This window comes from Pannonibacter sp. I15F10I1, assembly GCF_900185665.1.
GTDB classification, from domain to species: Bacteria; Pseudomonadota; Alphaproteobacteria; order Rhizobiales; family Stappiaceae; genus Pannonibacter; species Pannonibacter indicus.
Genome location: NZ_FYAN01000029.1, coordinates 43103 through 58243, shown reverse-complemented (window position 1 = coordinate 58243; position 15141 = coordinate 43103). Strand labels below are relative to the sequence as shown.

The window sequence follows — 15141 nt, the reverse complement described above, 5'->3', positions numbered from 1 at the left end:
GCCGTCAGGCAGCTGTGGCCCTGCCGGGAAGCGGATATGTGATTGACGGGAATGTGGCACCAGCTCAACGCCGGAGTTCTATGCTCGAATGAGGCTCATTGCATTTGCGCTCGCCTTTGCTCTCGGCTTGGCTGCGGCACGCGGAGATGAGGCACGCGACAGCTTCATCCAGTCCAACATCATTTCAACACTTTACCACGAATTCGGCCATGCCCTTGTGGATGTGCTGAAGCTGCCGGTTCTGGGGCGCGAGGAAGATGCGGCCGACGCTCTGGCCACGCTGCTGATCCATCAGCTGTGGGAAGAGGATGCGGCGGTCACGATCGTCTATGATACGGCCTATGCCTACAGTCTGGCCCATGACGAGGCGGAGCGGGAAGGCGATGGGCCGGTCTATCACGGCCAGCACGGAACGGACCTTCAGCGCTACTACATGCTTGTCTGCCACTTCTACGGCGCCAATCCGGATGAGCGCGCCGAGGTGGCGCGTGAGCTGGAATTGCCCGAGGAGCGGATGGAAGACTGTCCCGATGAATGGGAACTGATGGCTTCCTCCTGGGGCAGGGCCCTGGACACAATCGGGAAGACATCCGGGAACAAAGGCAAACTGGTGCTCGTGCCGGGAAAGGGCGGCGAGCCGGCCCGCTCGTTGGTTGCGTCGGAAATCAAGGATCTCAACGCGCTTTTCAGCCTGCCGGTGACGGTGCGAGTGCGGATCGAGGAGTGCGGTGAGGCCAATGCCTTCTACTACCCGGGCGAAAAGGCGATTGTCGTCTGCACCGAATATGCCGAGGACCTGGGCCGGATGTGGGACGAGGCCCCTGATGAGACACAGGACGAAACAGCCGGCACCGGGGAGTGACGCCCGCGCTCTCTGGCACGCGTCTCACGCTGCTGGCACAGCTTTTCAGATGATGCTTTTGCGCAGTGCCCGCAGGGTTTCAGCGGGTGTCTCGCCGAACAGGTCCCGGTAGGCACCGGCAGCCCGACCGGCATGCTGCAGCCCGCAGGCCTGCATCAGCGTGGTGATATTGGCCGTTCCATCCCTGCGGCCGCGCGCGGCCATCAGGTGCTGGCGCAGCATGCTGAGCCGCCGCTCCTGAAGCGCCTGCGATATCGTCTGGCCCCGCTCGGCCTGAAAGGCGAGCTGCAAGGCGCGCAGGCTGTAGCCGCAGGCGCTGGCCAGCTCAGCGAAGTCAATGGGATCTGCCAGATGGGCATCGATGTAGTCGAGCGCCCGCGACACTTTGTGCCCGGCGCCCGCGATGTCCTGAGGCGTGGCGCAAAGCCTGTCCCGCGCCGTGCCTGCATGGGTCCACAGCAGCGCATGGGTGGTGGACCAGCCCAGCCGGTTCAGCGCCTCTGCTCCGGCCGGATCACCGCGGGGGATCTGGTCAGCCAGCCGGGCCAGCGCAAGGATTTGCGCCCCCAGCGTCCGCCCCGGCTCGCTGTCGAGCCGCAGCTGCGGATCAAAGACGATTTCCTGCGCCTCGCTCCCCGTCAGCGCGGCGAACATGTCCTCCACCGCCTGCCGCTCCAGCTTGAGGATCACCTGCCCGCAGCTGGCCTTCCAGCGCATCAGGCTGGGCCGGGTGGGGGAGAGAACGGAGGCCGCGCGTGCGGCCCCGGTTGTGACCATCTGGCTGCCGATGCACACTTCCGCACCACTGGTCAGCGGAATCTGCACCAGAAAGAACCGCTCCAGACAGCCCGGATCAATCTCCACCTCGCCGCCATAGGCAACATAGTTGATGGAGCCGCCGGAAAAGGCGCGGCTGTTGTGGCAGGCGAAGAAGTCACGTCCATGATCGCGCGGACGCAGGCGATGGGAGCAGAAAATCCGCCCGACCTCCTCCGCTGCCTGGTCCACGTCCTGCGTCGCCACCCGGGCGTGGCCGGAAAGTGGCATCTGGATCGCTTGCATCTGCATGGTTTGCACCAGCGTTCTCTGGCCCGTCCCCTCGGCTTTTTTCGCTCATTGCTGGACCAGTCAGTACAAATGCTAACACCGGACAGCCGGCGAAGGAAAGCGGTAAACGGCGGTTTTTCGCGCAGCGCATGAAGCCTTTCGCCCAGCGGATAGACGGGAGGGGGCAGAAGCGCGTCTCGTAGGGACAGGCCGGAGACAGGCACGGGGCAGGACCCCGTTACAAGTGCCGCCCGGCCAGAGGAGAACAGCGCGCCCGCAACGGGCCAGGACGGAGAGAACCAGCATGAAGACCGCCATTGCGAACATGGTTCAAGTGAACACGGAACCCGGCATCACCCGCGCCGGAACCGGCCTTGATGAGGTGGAGTGGAGCATTCTCGGCCATACCTACTGGATGAAATCCGAGGGCGAGGCCTGTTTTTCCTTTGAAACGCTGGACCCGCCCGGCACCTTCGTGCCGCCGCATGTCCATCCGACGCAGGATGAATTCATCTATGTGCTGGAAGGCCGTTTCGATCTTTATCTGGGCGGCGAGCACCATGTTGCCAATGCGGGCGATGTGGTGCGCATGCCGATGGGCATTCCGCACGGCTATTACAATCTCACCGGCAAGCCCACCCGCGCCATCTTCTGGGTGTCGCCTGCCCGGCGCCTGCGCGAGCTCTTCGACAATCTGCACAATGTGGGTGATCCGGCTGAAGTGGTGCGCCGCTCAGCCCTGAGAGAGGTTCACTTCCTGCGCCCGGATGAAATGACCTTCGATCCGCTAACCCTGAAGATCTGACGGCCCCCGCCAACGTGAAAAATCAGGCGTCCGGTGCGGCCGGAGCAGTCCGGCCCGCCGTGCGGGACAGGAGATTTCGATCATGACCAAACGCAAACAGGTCTGCGTCATCGGCGCGGGCGTGAGCGGGCTTGCCGCCGCGCATGCCTTTCAGGAGCAGGGGCATGCGGTGACCGTGCTGGAGCGCAGCCACGAGCTTGGCGGCGTCTGGGCGCCGCACCGCTCCTATCCGGGCATCCGCACCCAGAGCCCGAAGGATCTTTACCGCTACACCGATGCTGCCATGCCGGAGGGGTATCCGGAGTGGCCGTCCGGGGCGCAGGTGCATGCCTATCTGGAAAGCTATGCCAGAGAGAAGGCGCTGCTGCCGCTGATCCGGTTCAACACCAGCGTCACCGGTCTGTCCCGGCGGGATGGCGGCGGCTGGTGGGTGGAAACAGGCGAGGGCCGCACCGGCTATGATTTCGTCACCATCGCCAGCGGCGTCTTCAGCGACCGCAACGAGCTGGTGCATCCGGGCATGGATGAATTCAGGGCAGGCGGCGGGCAGATCCTGCATTCCAGCGAATACACCGACCCGGCTCTGGTGAGAGGCCGCAAGGTGGTGATCCTTGGCTTCTCCAAGTCGGCCACCGATGTGGCGGTCAATGCGGTGCAGCAGGGTGCGGCATCTGTCACCATCGTCTATCTGGAGCCGGTCTGGCGGGTGCCCTATCACTTCGCAGGGCTGATCAACTTCAAGCGCATCCTCTATTGCCGCGCCTCGGAGGGGATGTTCCCCGGCTGGGAAATGTCCTGGGGCGAAAAGCTGCGCCATGCGCTGACCAAACCGCTGGTCTGGGCCAACTGGCGGGCGCTGGAAAGCCTGCTGACCATGCAGTTCGGGCTGAAGAAGCTTGGCATGCGGCCAAAGCAGCCGATCGAGAACGGCATTGCCTGCGGCCTGTCTCTGGCGACGGAAGGCTTCTACCCGATGCTGAAGGATGGGCGGATCAAGGCCATTCAGGGTACGATTGCGGGATACGAGCCGGGAACGGTGATCCTGTCGGCCGGAGACCGTCTGCCGGCGGATGTTGTCCTTCTGGCCGTCGGTTGGAAGATGGGCGTGCCCTTCCTGCCGCAAGAGGTGCGCCAGAAGCTGGTGGAGCCGGACGGGCAGTACAGGCTGTACCGGCTGGCGGTGAACCCGGATGTGCCCGATCTGGGCTTTGTCGGCTTCAACTCCTCCTTCGCCACGGTGCTGACCAGCGACATGGCGGCCCGCTGGCTGGTGCGCTATGCCGATGGCAAGCTGGCTCATCAGCCCTCAGACCGTGAGATGAACGGCTGGATTGACCGGCATCTGGAATGGCGCAGAACGGTGCGCCCTGCGGCCAAGGGCTATGGCGGGCTGTGCTCTGCGCCTTATCACTTCCGCCATCTCGATGATCTGCTGGCAGACATGGGGGCGGCGCAGCGCAGGCGCGCCAACCCGCTGGCGGAAGTCTTCCTGCCGCCGGATGCGGATGCCTACAGCAGTTATCTCTCCACCGTTCCGGCCTACAGTCTGGAAGCTTGAAGCGGCGTCAGGCCTGCTGCAGCTTGCCGCGCTTCAGATGCTCATCGAGGCGCGGCATGATCTCGACGAAATTGCAGGGCATGTGGCGGTAGTCGAGCTGCCACTTGAGAATGCCGTCCCAGGCATCCTTGCAGGCGCCCGGTGAGCCCGGCAGCACGAAGATATAGGTCGCGCCCGCAACGCCCGCTGTCGCCCGTGACTGCACGGTCGAGGTGCCGATCTTCTCATAGGAAATGCGGTGGAAGACATAGGAGAAGCCTTCCATCCGCTTCTCGAACAGCGGCTCAAGGGCCTCCGGTGTCACATCGCGCCCGGTGAAGCCTGTGCCGCCGGTGGTGATCACCACATCCACGGTGCTGTCCGAAATCCAGCCGCCCACGGCTTCCCGGATCTGTTCCACGTCATCGGGCACGATGCGCCGGTCCGCCAGCGTGTGGCCAGCGCCCGCAATCCGCTCCACCAGCACCGTGCCGGAGCGGTCATCCTCCAGCTGCCGCGTGTCCGAAACGGTCAGCACCGCAATGCGCAGAGGGATGAAGGGGCGGCTGTCGTCGATGCGGCTCATGGCTTGGTCCTTGCGATCTTGATCTGCTGCGACAGATAGGGCGTCCGGGGCATCTGCGCCAGACGGGTCATGGGTGGGCTTGCCATCAACAAAATTGCGTCAGCAGGGCATGAGAAGAATTTTTGCTGCTTATAGGTAAGCAATATTGACGTTTTTGAACGCCTGTGGTTCTGTCACGTGATCAGACGGGCCGGATTCCAAGGCCCGCAGAACGCCGGGAAGAGACCCCCATGCTGGACTGGGAACATGTGTTCGCGACGCGCTCGAAACGGATGCGCGCTTCGGAAATCCGTGAGCTTCTGAAACTGCTTGACCGCCCCGACATCATTTCCTTCGCAGGCGGCATTCCTGACCCGGCTCTCTTCCCCAAGGACGTATTTGCTGAAAGCTATGCCCGTGTGCTGACCAGCGAAGGCGCAAACACGGCGCTGCAATATTCGGTCAGCGAGGGCAATCTGGCCCTGCGCAAGTGGCTGGTGGGCTACATGGCCAGCCTTGGCGTCACCTGCCAGGTGGAAAACATCATCATCACCTCCGGCTCCCAGCAGGGGCTGGATTACCTCGGCAAGCTGCTGCTTTCGCCGGGTGACACGGCGCTGGTCAACTGGCCGACCTATCTGGGCGCACTGCAGGCCTTCAACGCCTATGAACCGCATTATGACCGCCTGATCCCGCTCGGCAACCGCCCGGCGGAGGACTTCGTCAAGGCTGCACAGGAGCGGGGCGGCGCGGTGAAATTCGCTTATGCTTCCGCCGATTTCGCCAACCCCACGGGCGAGACGCTGGACCGGCAGACGCGCGAGCGCATCCTTGATCTGGCGGGCGAACTGGACATTCCGGTGATCGAGGATGCCGCCTACCAGTCGCTGCGTTATGACGGCGAGCCGGTGCCGCCGATGCTGGCGCTCGACATTGCCCGCTGCGGCCACATTGATGCAGCGCGCACCATCTATTGCGGCAGCTTCTCCAAGACGCTGTCTCCGGGCCTGCGTGTGGGCTGGATCTGCGCCGCGGCTCCCGTCATCAGCCGTCTGGTGCTGATGAAGCAGGCGGCAGACCTCAACACGTCCACCATCAACCAGATGGTGCTGGCCGATGTGGCGGAGCGCTATTTCGACACGCAAGTGGCCACGATCCGCAAGGCCTATCAGGCGCGCCGCGACTGCATGCTGGATGCGCTCAGCCGCCATATGCCGCAGGGTTGCAGCTGGTCACGCCCGGATGGTGGCATGTTCGTCTGGGTCACCTTGCCCGAGGGGCTGGACGGCGCGGGCCTGCTCGCCCGTTCGCTGGAAACGGTCAAGGTCGCCTTCGTGCCCGGCAAGGCCTTCTTTGCCGATGGCTCCGGCGCCAACACCCTGCGCCTCAGCTTCTCCAGCTCCAACGAAGCCATGATCGAGGAAGGCATCTCCCGCCTGGGCAAGCTGATCTCGGAAGCTTGAGGGCTCAGGCTTTGTAATGGAAGAAAGGGCGGTCTGCGGGCCGCCTTTTTTATTGCAGGAATGGCGATATGCCCTTCTGCTTGAATTGATGCGGTATGGATATTACGCTCGTTCTGATTGCAGTTCGCATTGGGAGCGTCCCGGAGAGCATGCGCTGCTACTGGGTCTACATCCTCGCTGGCCGCAAGAATGGGACGGTTTATACCGGCGTGACCAACGATCTGATCCGAAGACTGCATGAGCATCAGAGTGGAGCCGGTTCCCGCTTCACGGCCCGGTACTCGGTTCAGCGTCTCGTCTGGTATGAGCCGCATGGGACGGCGGAGGAAGCGATTGCCCGCGAAAAGGCGATCAAGAGCTGGCCGCGAGCCTGGAAAGTCGAACTGATCGAAGCCACAAATCCCGAATGGTATGATCTTGGCCGGTTCCTGAATGCATGAGGCTGCAAGGTTATTCGACGGGGACTGTACCGTTGACTTGAGGGGCAAATCGCGTGGATTGGGCACGGCGTGGATGCCATGATCAAGTCATGGCATGACGAATATTTTGAGTTTTGAGCGAGTTGATTGCTTGCAGGGGTTTTATTATTTTCGATTATTATGAAATAATAATTCCAGAAGTGTTATATTCACTCCGTCATGCCATGACTTGATCATGGCATCCACTCCCTTGCCTTTCCGCTTGTGCTCAGCGGTTTTGGCTTGCGAGTTGAAGGTCTGCCCGTATGCACGAGGCACGGCATGACGAAGGCTTGGAGACTTGAGCAAGTGGGGCTTGCTGAAGGTTTCTGATGCCCACCCCAAAAAACACCAAAGGGCAGCCAGATGGCCGCCCCTTGGGCATTCACTCATCCATCGCTGAAAGTCAGCTGGCCTGCGGGCCGACGGTGACGATCAGCGGCGTCTTGCCTTCCAGAAGGCGTTTGGCGATGCGCTGGACGTCTTCGAGGGTGACCGCCTCGATCTCCGCATTGCGGCGGTCGAAATAGTCGATGCCGAGGTCCGCCAGTTTCAGGGCCACCAGCTGGGCTGCGATCTTGCCCGAAGTGTCGAAGCGCAGGGCGTAGGAGCCGGTAAGGAAGCTCTTGGCCTTGTCCAGCTCTTCCTGTGTGGGCCCCTGTTCCGCCATGCGCTTGAACTGCTCCTCAATGATGCTGATGGTCTCGTCCGCCCGGTCAGCCCGTGTTGCAGCAGATGCAACCAGAAGGGCGGAATGGTCGTCCGGAGCCAGATCAGAGCCGACACCATAGGAGAGGCCGCGCTTCTCGCGCACTTCCTCGAACAGCCAGGACGTGAAGGTGCCGCCGCCCAGAATGTGGTTCATCACGAAGGCTGCCTGATAGTCCGGGTCGTCCCGCTTCAGGCCCGGCAGGCCGATGAGGATCGTGGTCTGCGGCACGTCCAGAGTGCGGGAGATGCGCTCGCCCGTCTTGGGCTCCACGTCCACAACTTCAGGCAGCTTGTGCTTTTCCGGAAGCTTGCCGAAAACCTCGTCCAAGAGCGGTGCCAGCGTCTTTGCATCAATGGCACCGACAACGCCGATGGCGAGTTTGTGGCGGGAGAGAAGGTCCCCGTGCATGGTCTTCAGATCGGCCGGGGCGAGCTTCTCCACTGTTTCCACGATGCCATCCCCCGGCTTGCCATAGGGGTGGCCGCCAAAGGCAGCATTGCGGAAGGCTTCCGAGGCAATTGCGTCAGGATCTTCCTGCTGCTGGCGCAGGCCCGCCAGGATCTGCGCCTTCACGCGTTCCACCGGCTTTTCGTCAAAGCGCGGCTCGTTGACGGCAAGGCGCAGCAGATCGAAGGCTTCGTCCCGCGTGCCGGTCAGCGTGCGCAGGGTGCCGAACAGCTGGTCCTTGCCCGCGTTGAAGCGGATGGACACTGCGAGTTCTTCCAGCTTGCCCTGAAAGGCTTCGCTGTCCAGATCACCGGCGCCTTCATCCATGGTGCTGGCCAGAAGATTGGTCAGCCCTTCCTTGCCGTCCGGGTCCTGGGCAGAACCCCCGTCGAAGGCAAAGTTCATGGAGATCATCGGCAGGGTTTCATCCTGCACCAGCCAGGCCTCAATGCCGCCGGGGCTGACGACCTTCTCGATGGTCGTGGCTCCGGCTGGCAGGGCGCCAAGCATCAGCAGGCCAATGCCGGCAACAGCCCGGGTGAAATGGGCCCGTGCAAAACGGGTAGGAGCAAAAAACTGCGTCATGCGCGTGTTTCCTCGTTTAACGGGCCACATCAGGACTTCTGGTCGCTGACAGCGCCATCCGGCGACTGGCCGGGGGCGGTGAGATAGCCGGTGACCGGATCCTTCAGCAGATAATCCTGCGCCACCTTCTGGATATCAGCCGGAGTGACCGCTTCGATCTGGGCGGGCCAGGTCTGCACATCCTCGATGGTCTGGCCGCTGGTCAGCGCGGCGCCGAAGAGGCGGGCGAGGGTGACCTGACTGTCCTGCGCATAAATCGCGGAGGACGTGAGCGAGTGTTTGGCCCGCGCCAGTTCCGCCTCCGTGACGCCATTCTCGGCAATGTCCCGGATCGTGCGCTCGAAGATCTCCTGCAGCCCCGTGAGCGTGCCATCGCCGCGTGGGGAGCCATAGACGATGAAGCGGGTCGTATCGAGCGAGGTGTCGAGATAATAGGCGCCGACGCCGATGGCCACCTGTTTCTCCAGAACCGCTTCCTTGTAGAGGCGGCTGGACGGGCCGCCGGTGAGAATCTGGGCCAGCAGTTCAAAGGCTTCCGGTTCGCGGTCCTTGCCGGTCGCCTGGCTCGGCACCAGCCAGCTTTCGGAGACGGAAGGCTGACGGACGCGCTCGTCCTCCAGATGCACGCTGCGCTTGCCGTTCAGCGGAGGTTCGGCAGGGCGGATGCGCGGACCCGGCTCGGCCCGGCGTGGCAGCTTGCCATAGGTTTCCTCGGCAAGCTTGCGCACATCGGCCTCTTCCACATCGCCCGCCACCACAAGAACGGCATTGTTGGGCGTGTAGAAACGGTCATAGAAGGAGATGATGGCGTCGTGGTTCAGCGCCTCTATCTCGCTCTGCCAGCCGATCACCGGCGATCCGTAAGGATGGTTCACATAGGTGATGGCGGAAAGCGTCTCCTGCAGACGCGAGGAGGGATCGGCATCGACGCGCATGCGCCGCTCTTCCAGCACCACCTGCTGTTCCGGCTTGATCACTTCGTCGGTGAGGACGAGATTCTGCATCCGGTCCGCTTCCAGTTCCATCATGCGCGGCAGGTGCTCCTTGGCCACGCGCTGGAAATAGGCGGTGTAGTCGTTGCTGGTGAAGGCATTTTCCTGGCCGCCGATATCGGAGACGATCTTGGAAAAGATGCCGTCCGGATTGTCCTTTGTTCCCTTGAACATCAGGTGCTCAAGGAAGTGGGCAACACCGGACTGGCCCGCCGGCTCATCGGCAGCGCCCGTCTTGTACCAGATCATGTGGGTGACCACGGGGGCGCGGTGATCGGGGATCACCACCACCTCAAGGCCGTTGTCCAGCGTGAAGCTGGACAGGTTCGGCGCAATGACCGGCGGCGCTTCGGCCGCAGTCTGGGCAAGCGACAGGCCGGAGCCCAAAACAAGGCAGGACAGCGCCGTGGCAAAGAGAAGGCCGCGCCGTCTCGCAGCGGGAAGTGTCATCTTGGGGATCTCCCGGAATGGAACAGGGCGCGAATCCGGTCGCGCCGCCAGAGCAATGCGTCGCCTGCAATATAGGCGCTGGCGTGGCTCCGGTGCCTTAAATTTTCGTCATGTAGGGAGATGCCAAACAGAAACGGCGGCCAGTGGCCGCCGTCGAACAGTCCTGCAAGGGTGGCTGCATCAGTAGACGCAGGTCTCTTTGGCTGTGGGGGTGCAATTCGGCTTGATGCGGCCGCCATCCATTTCCAGCTGCTTGCGGTCCTGGATCTGCTGGCGGTCGTTCGGCATCGCCAGCGGTGCATTGCCGGCAGGCGTCGAATAGGCGATCGGCGGCTCCACCAGATAGCGGCGGACCGGCTTGCCATCGGGACCAAACAGATCAGACGTGTCGACACGCGTCAGCGGGCCCTGGCTCTGCTTCTTCATTTCAGCCGGCGTCATGCGGGCGCCGTCCATGATTTCGCCATCGCGCACATCGGCTGCGGTCTTGGCCTGGCGCTGTGCACCGTTGATCTGCACGCCGCGCATCTGTTCGGGGGTCAGCAATTCACCATCGCTGCCGCGTCCGGGCTGTGCATAGACAGCGCGCACATCCTGAAGCGACTTGTCTTCCTTCGTCGGCCAGTTGGCCGCTGTCTCGGTCACCGGCTTTTCAGGCTGAGGCAACTGGTCCAGCTTGGCCGGCATGGCCAGCGGCGCACGCGGCTTGTACTCGATCGGCTTGGCCTGCGGATCAACCGCGCCAATGCCTTCCATGATCTTGCGGACGGCGACCTTGTCGACGGCTTCCTGCTCGCCATAGGAGTTTGTCACGCAGCCAGCCGCCAGAGCGCCCAGCATGACAGCAGATACGACACCACGCAGCCCGCCGAGGCTTACGGTCCGGGAACTTGCCAGAGAAAACTTGAACCGCACGTAACCTATCCCGTTTCCTGTGAGCGCAAGGCTGCAAAGGCGGCTTCAGGCCTGCCCGCTCGCACTCGCTGTCCCAATTATCCCGCTTTGCGGCCTTTAGAACCGCCCTTTGAGGCTTTATTGGGGCTTCCTCGCCAACCGTCATACAGGAGAGCAGCCACTCCGGCAACGATTGCAGCATCCGCAATGTTGAAGACATACCACGAGAAGCTGCCGAAGTGGATGTGGAGAAAGTCATAGACCGCGCCATAGGCGAAACGGTCAACCCCATTGCCAAGCGCGCCGCCGATGATCAGCGCCAGGCTCACTCCGGCAAACTTGCTGGTGCTGCGCACCGCCCAGACCCACAGCGCAATGGCTGCCAGAACGGTGAAGATGGCCAGGGCCCAGCGGCCCAGATCCGTTTCCTGCTGCAAAAGCCCGTAGGAAATGCCCCGGTTCCAGACGGTGACGAGCTCCAGGAACGGCAGCAGATCCATGTTGCCCTGCCGGGGCAGGTCATAGACGAACAGCAGCCAGAGCTTGCTCACCTGATCGGCGGCAAAGATGATGGCGGCAATCACCGCCACCATCCGGCTGAGCGGCCCCCACAGCCATCTGCGGGTAAAACCTGACGGGGGAGCCACCTTGCTCATGCTTCGTCCTTCACCGTTTCCAACTGAAGCAACCGTCAGGCTGCCTTGTGGGCTGCGTCCCATTCACGCAGGGCTGCTGCATCGCGGAGGGTCACGTCCGGATAGTCCGGATCCGAACCCACCTCGGGCAGGATCTTCCACGAGCGGGCGCATTTCGTGCCCTGTGCAAGGCCCGGCACCACGGCCACGCCCTTCACGTCATCGAGCGTGAAGGCGCCTTCGGGAGCCGCTTCACCGGTGAGCGTGAGCTGGCTGGTGATGCACACATCCGCCATGTCCGTACCGGCAAGGGCTGCCATCAGCTCTGCGTCGGTGACATGCACCACCGGATGGGCCTCCAGCGACGAGCCGATGCGCTTCTCGCGGCGCTCGATTTCGAGCGCGCCGGTGATGACGCGGCGGACTTCGCGGATCTTCTCCCACTTGGCCGCCAGCGCTTCATTGCGCCACTCTGCCGGAACGGCGGGGAACTGCTGCAGATGCACCGAGCTGTCCTCGCCCGGATGACGGGCCAGCCAGCTTTCCTCCATGGTGAAGGGCAGCATCGGCGCCATCCAGGTGACGAGGCAGGTGAACAGCTGCTCCACCACCTGCAGGGCGGCCTTGCGGCGCACCGAAGAGGCCGGGTCGCAGTAGAGCGTGTCCTTGCGCACGTCGAAATAGAAGGCCGACAGCTCCACCGTCATGAAGGTGAAGAGGTGGTGGAAGACCTTCTTGTAGTCGAAGTCCTCGTAGCCCTTGCGCACGAGGGCATCCAGCTCGGCGAGGCGGTGCAGCATCAGCTGCTCCAGCTCCGGCATGTCCTTGAGCGCGATTTCCTCGCCGGTGGCATGGGCCAGGGTGCCCAGCATCCAGCGCAGGGTGTTGCGCAGCTTGCGGTAGCTGTCCACCGAGGTCTTGAGGATCTCCGGCCCGATGCGCTGGTCTTCGGCATAGTCGCCGGAGGCCACCCACAGGCGCAGGATGTCGGCGCCATACTGCTTGATCACGTCCTGCGGGAACACCTGATTGCCCAGGGACTTGGACATCTTGCGCCCGTCCTCGGCCATGGTGAAGCCGTGGGTCAGCACTGCGTCATAAGGCGCGTGGCCACGGGTGCCGCAGCTTTCCAGCAGCGAGGAATGGAACCAGCCGCGATGCTGGTCCGAGCCCTCGAGATAGAGAACGTAGTCCTCGCCGCCATCAACCTTGCGCTTCGGGCTGAGATCGGGGCGCTTCTCCAGGCAGAAGGCATGGGTGGAGCCGCTGTCGAACCAGACATCGAGGATGTCGTCGACCTTGACCCACTCATCGGCCTTGTAGTCCGCACCCAGGAACCGCTCCTTGGCGCCTTCGGCGAACCACACATCCGCGCCTTCCGCCTTGAAGGCCTCGAAGATGCGGGCATTGACGGCTTCGTCCTTCAGCACTTCCGCCGTGTCCTTGTGGATGAACACGGTGATCGGCACGCCCCAGGCGCGCTGGCGCGAGAGCACCCAGTCCGGGCGGCCCGCGATCATGGAACGCAGGCGGTTCTGGCCGGAGGCGGGCACGAAGCGGGTTTCGTCGATGGCCTTCAGCGCGCGGCTGCGCAGCGTGTCGCCCGGGCCGTCCAGTGCGCGGTCCATGTAGACGAACCACTGCGGCGTGTTGCGGAAGATCACCGGCTTCTTCGAGCGCCAGGAATGCGGATACTGGTGCTTGAGCCGGCCAAGGCCGATCAGCGCGCCCGCTTCCTTCAGCTTCTCGATATTGGCCTTGTTGGCCGTGCCCTTCTCACCCTTGTGGGTGATGACCTGATGGCCCTCAAAGCCCGGCGCATCCTTGGTGTAGAAGCCGTCATCGGCGACGGTGAAGGGGATGGCCGTCTCGATGCCGCGCTCTTCCAGTTCGGCGCGCTTGGCGATCCAGATCTCGAAGTCGTCAGCGCCGTGACTGGGCGCGGTGTGGACAAAGCCCGTACCGGCGTCATCGGTGACGTGATCACCATCGAGCAGCGGCACATCGAACTGATAGCCGCCAAGCTCCAGATCCCGGTAGGGATGGGCGCAGGTCATGGCTGCCAGTTCGTCGGCAGTGACCGGCCGGACAAGCGTGAAATCCGTGATGCGGGCGTTCTTGAAGACATCGGCGGCCAGCTTGTCCGCAAGGATCAGCTTGTCGCCCTTCTGCACCCAGTTGTCATCGGCAAGGCCGCCCTGCGTCACCTCATAAAGGCCGTAGGAGATGGCCGAAGAATAGGAGATGGCGCGGTTGCCGGGGAGGGTCCAGGGGGTTGTCGTCCAGATGACAACGGCGGCGTCCAGCAGGTCTTCGGCAGCAGCCTCGTCCAGGCTGCCGGCCTCGATCACCGGGAACTTCACCCAGATCATGTCGGACTGATAGTCCTGATACTCGATCTCGGCTTCGGCCAGCGCGGTATTCTCGACGACGGACCACATCACCGGCTTGGAGCCGCGGTAGAGCTGGCCGGAGGTGGCGAATTTCATCAGCTCGGAAGCGATCACCGCTTCGGCTTCGAAATTCATGGTCAGATACGGGTTCTCCCAGTCGCCTTCGAGGCCGAGGCGGCGGAATTCCTCACGCTGGATGCCGACCCAGTGCTCCGCATAGCTGCGGCATTCCTGGCGGAAGGCGATCATCGCGGCGGAGTTCTTCAGGTCAGGCTTCTGCTTGCCCTTGGAGCGGTAGTTCTCTTCCTCGATCTTCCACTCGATCGGCAGGCCGTGGCAGTCCCAGCCCGGAACATAGTTGCTGTCGAAACCCATCATCTGCATGGAGCGGGTAACGATGTCCTTCAGCGTCTTGTTCAGCGCGTGGCCGATGTGGATGTTGCCGTTGGCATAGGGAGGGCCATCATGCAGCAGGAACTTGCGGCGGCCGGCAGAGGCGGCGCGCAGGCGCTTGTAAAGGTCCATCGCCTTCCAGCGCGCGATGATTTCCGGCTCCTTCTGCGGCAGGCCGGCGCGCATCGGGAAATCGGTCTCGGGCAGGTTCAGCGTCGTGGAATAGTCACGGGCAGTCGTTTCGGTCATTGCATGCAATCCGCAAAAATCAGGAAGGGCAAGGCGGGCGCCTTGCCAACTGTCAGGGGAGGCGGGCCATGCCGCTTCCCGTCACGAAGGGATCCCGGTCCCTCGGCGCGCCATCGCGTCAGCCGAAGGCCGGGCAGCTAATTCGTGAAATCGCGGGGCCGGAAAGGCATCCGGCAGGAAGAATGACTGTCATGGCCGCTCTAGTACCAGTCAAAAGCCTCTGAATAAAGCGGCAAATGCTGGAATCACAGCCGGGTCAAATTCACTCGAACAATAGGCAAGCAGGCCCATCGGATGACGGGCCTGCTCCGGTCGTAAGGATCAGCGGTCTGGACGCGGCGGCTGTCAAGCTGGCTTCCCCGAATGATGCGGGCCAGTTCCCGCTTGTCATTGATCCAGTCTCGCGGATCGGATGCGCCGGCAACCAGCTCCTCCCGCGGACTGATCCAGCCGTCTCCACCGCAAAATCCACAGCGTTCCGAGTATGGCATGGCCATCTCCTGCATTTTGCTCCGCTCATAGAAGTCCTTGAGCGGATGCGCGCCGGATCTGTGCGGAAAGACCATCACGATACCCGTCCCATGGCATTCCGGACATTCATGTCCTAGGCCCTGATGCCTGATGTCAGGATGGCGCGGGTCGTTGCGGCCCATG

At 62.9% G+C, this 15141-nt stretch carries 13 protein-coding genes; 5 read left to right on the top strand and 8 right to left on the bottom strand.

Features of this window, described 5'->3' with window-relative positions; all coding sequences use genetic code 11:
- Positions 1–88 precede the first annotated feature (88 nt).
- Positions 89–862 carry a DUF4344 domain-containing metallopeptidase gene (locus IF10I1_RS21130; protein WP_186415259.1) on the top strand — a complete coding sequence of 258 codons (774 nt, stop codon included), beginning with the start codon at positions 89–91 and terminating at the stop codon, positions 860–862.
- A gap of 45 nt (positions 863–907) precedes the next feature.
- On the opposite strand, the gene IF10I1_RS21125 is transcribed toward IF10I1_RS21130, so the two are convergent.
- The gene (locus IF10I1_RS21125) at positions 908–1930 is read right to left on the bottom strand and encodes an AraC family transcriptional regulator (protein WP_186415258.1); all 1023 of its coding nucleotides are present in this window, start codon (positions 1928–1930) and stop codon (positions 908–910) included.
- A gap of 283 nt (positions 1931–2213) precedes the next feature.
- Here IF10I1_RS21125 and IF10I1_RS21120 point away from each other — a divergent pair, with 283 nt between their 5' ends.
- Complete coding sequence (locus IF10I1_RS21120) at positions 2214–2714, top strand: cupin domain-containing protein (protein ID WP_163001204.1); 501 nt, start codon at positions 2214–2216, stop codon at positions 2712–2714.
- A gap of 82 nt (positions 2715–2796) precedes the next feature.
- Positions 2797–4272 carry an NAD(P)/FAD-dependent oxidoreductase gene (locus IF10I1_RS21115; protein ID WP_186415257.1) on the top strand — a complete coding sequence of 492 codons (1476 nt, stop codon included), beginning with the start codon at positions 2797–2799 and terminating at the stop codon, positions 4270–4272.
- A 7-nt stretch (positions 4273–4279) separates the two neighbouring features.
- Here the strand turns inward: IF10I1_RS21115 and moaB are convergent, their stop codons facing one another.
- Positions 4280–4837 (bottom strand): molybdenum cofactor biosynthesis protein B, encoded by a 558-nt coding sequence (moaB, locus tag IF10I1_RS21110; protein WP_186415256.1) that lies wholly within the window; start codon positions 4835–4837, stop codon positions 4280–4282.
- A gap of 230 nt (positions 4838–5067) precedes the next feature.
- On the opposite strand from moaB, the gene IF10I1_RS21105 reads away from it, so the two are divergent.
- On the top strand, positions 5068–6279 hold the full coding sequence (locus IF10I1_RS21105; RefSeq protein ID WP_186415255.1) for a PLP-dependent aminotransferase family protein: 1212 nt from the start codon (positions 5068–5070) through the stop codon (positions 6277–6279).
- 149 nt (positions 6280–6428) lie between these two features.
- Entirely contained in the window at positions 6429–6719 is a 291-nt protein-coding gene (locus IF10I1_RS21100) for a GIY-YIG nuclease family protein (protein ID WP_186393161.1), read from the top strand.
- A gap of 424 nt (positions 6720–7143) precedes the next feature.
- On the opposite strand, the gene IF10I1_RS21095 is transcribed toward IF10I1_RS21100, so the two are convergent.
- From IF10I1_RS21095 to IF10I1_RS21070, 6 genes are all read right to left on the bottom strand, one after another.
- Entirely contained in the window at positions 7144–8481 is a 1338-nt protein-coding gene (locus tag IF10I1_RS21095) for a pitrilysin family protein (protein ID WP_186393162.1), read from the bottom strand.
- 29 nt (positions 8482–8510) lie between these two features.
- Entirely contained in the window at positions 8511–9923 is a 1413-nt protein-coding gene (locus tag IF10I1_RS21090; protein WP_186393163.1) for a pitrilysin family protein, read from the bottom strand.
- A gap of 180 nt (positions 9924–10103) precedes the next feature.
- Complete coding sequence (locus tag IF10I1_RS21085) at positions 10104–10838, bottom strand: hypothetical protein (protein ID WP_208977301.1); 735 nt, start codon at positions 10836–10838, stop codon at positions 10104–10106.
- 77 nt (positions 10839–10915) lie between these two features.
- On the bottom strand, positions 10916–11410 hold the full coding sequence (lspA, locus tag IF10I1_RS21080) for a signal peptidase II (RefSeq protein WP_082205841.1): 495 nt from the start codon (positions 11408–11410) through the stop codon (positions 10916–10918).
- 98 nt (positions 11411–11508) lie between these two features.
- Complete coding sequence (gene ileS, locus IF10I1_RS21075; protein WP_186393164.1) at positions 11509–14487, bottom strand: isoleucine--tRNA ligase; 2979 nt, start codon at positions 14485–14487, stop codon at positions 11509–11511.
- 245 nt (positions 14488–14732) lie between these two features.
- Complete coding sequence (locus IF10I1_RS21070) at positions 14733–15140, bottom strand: hypothetical protein (protein ID WP_186393165.1); 408 nt, start codon at positions 15138–15140, stop codon at positions 14733–14735.
- Position 15141 lies beyond the last annotated feature (1 nt).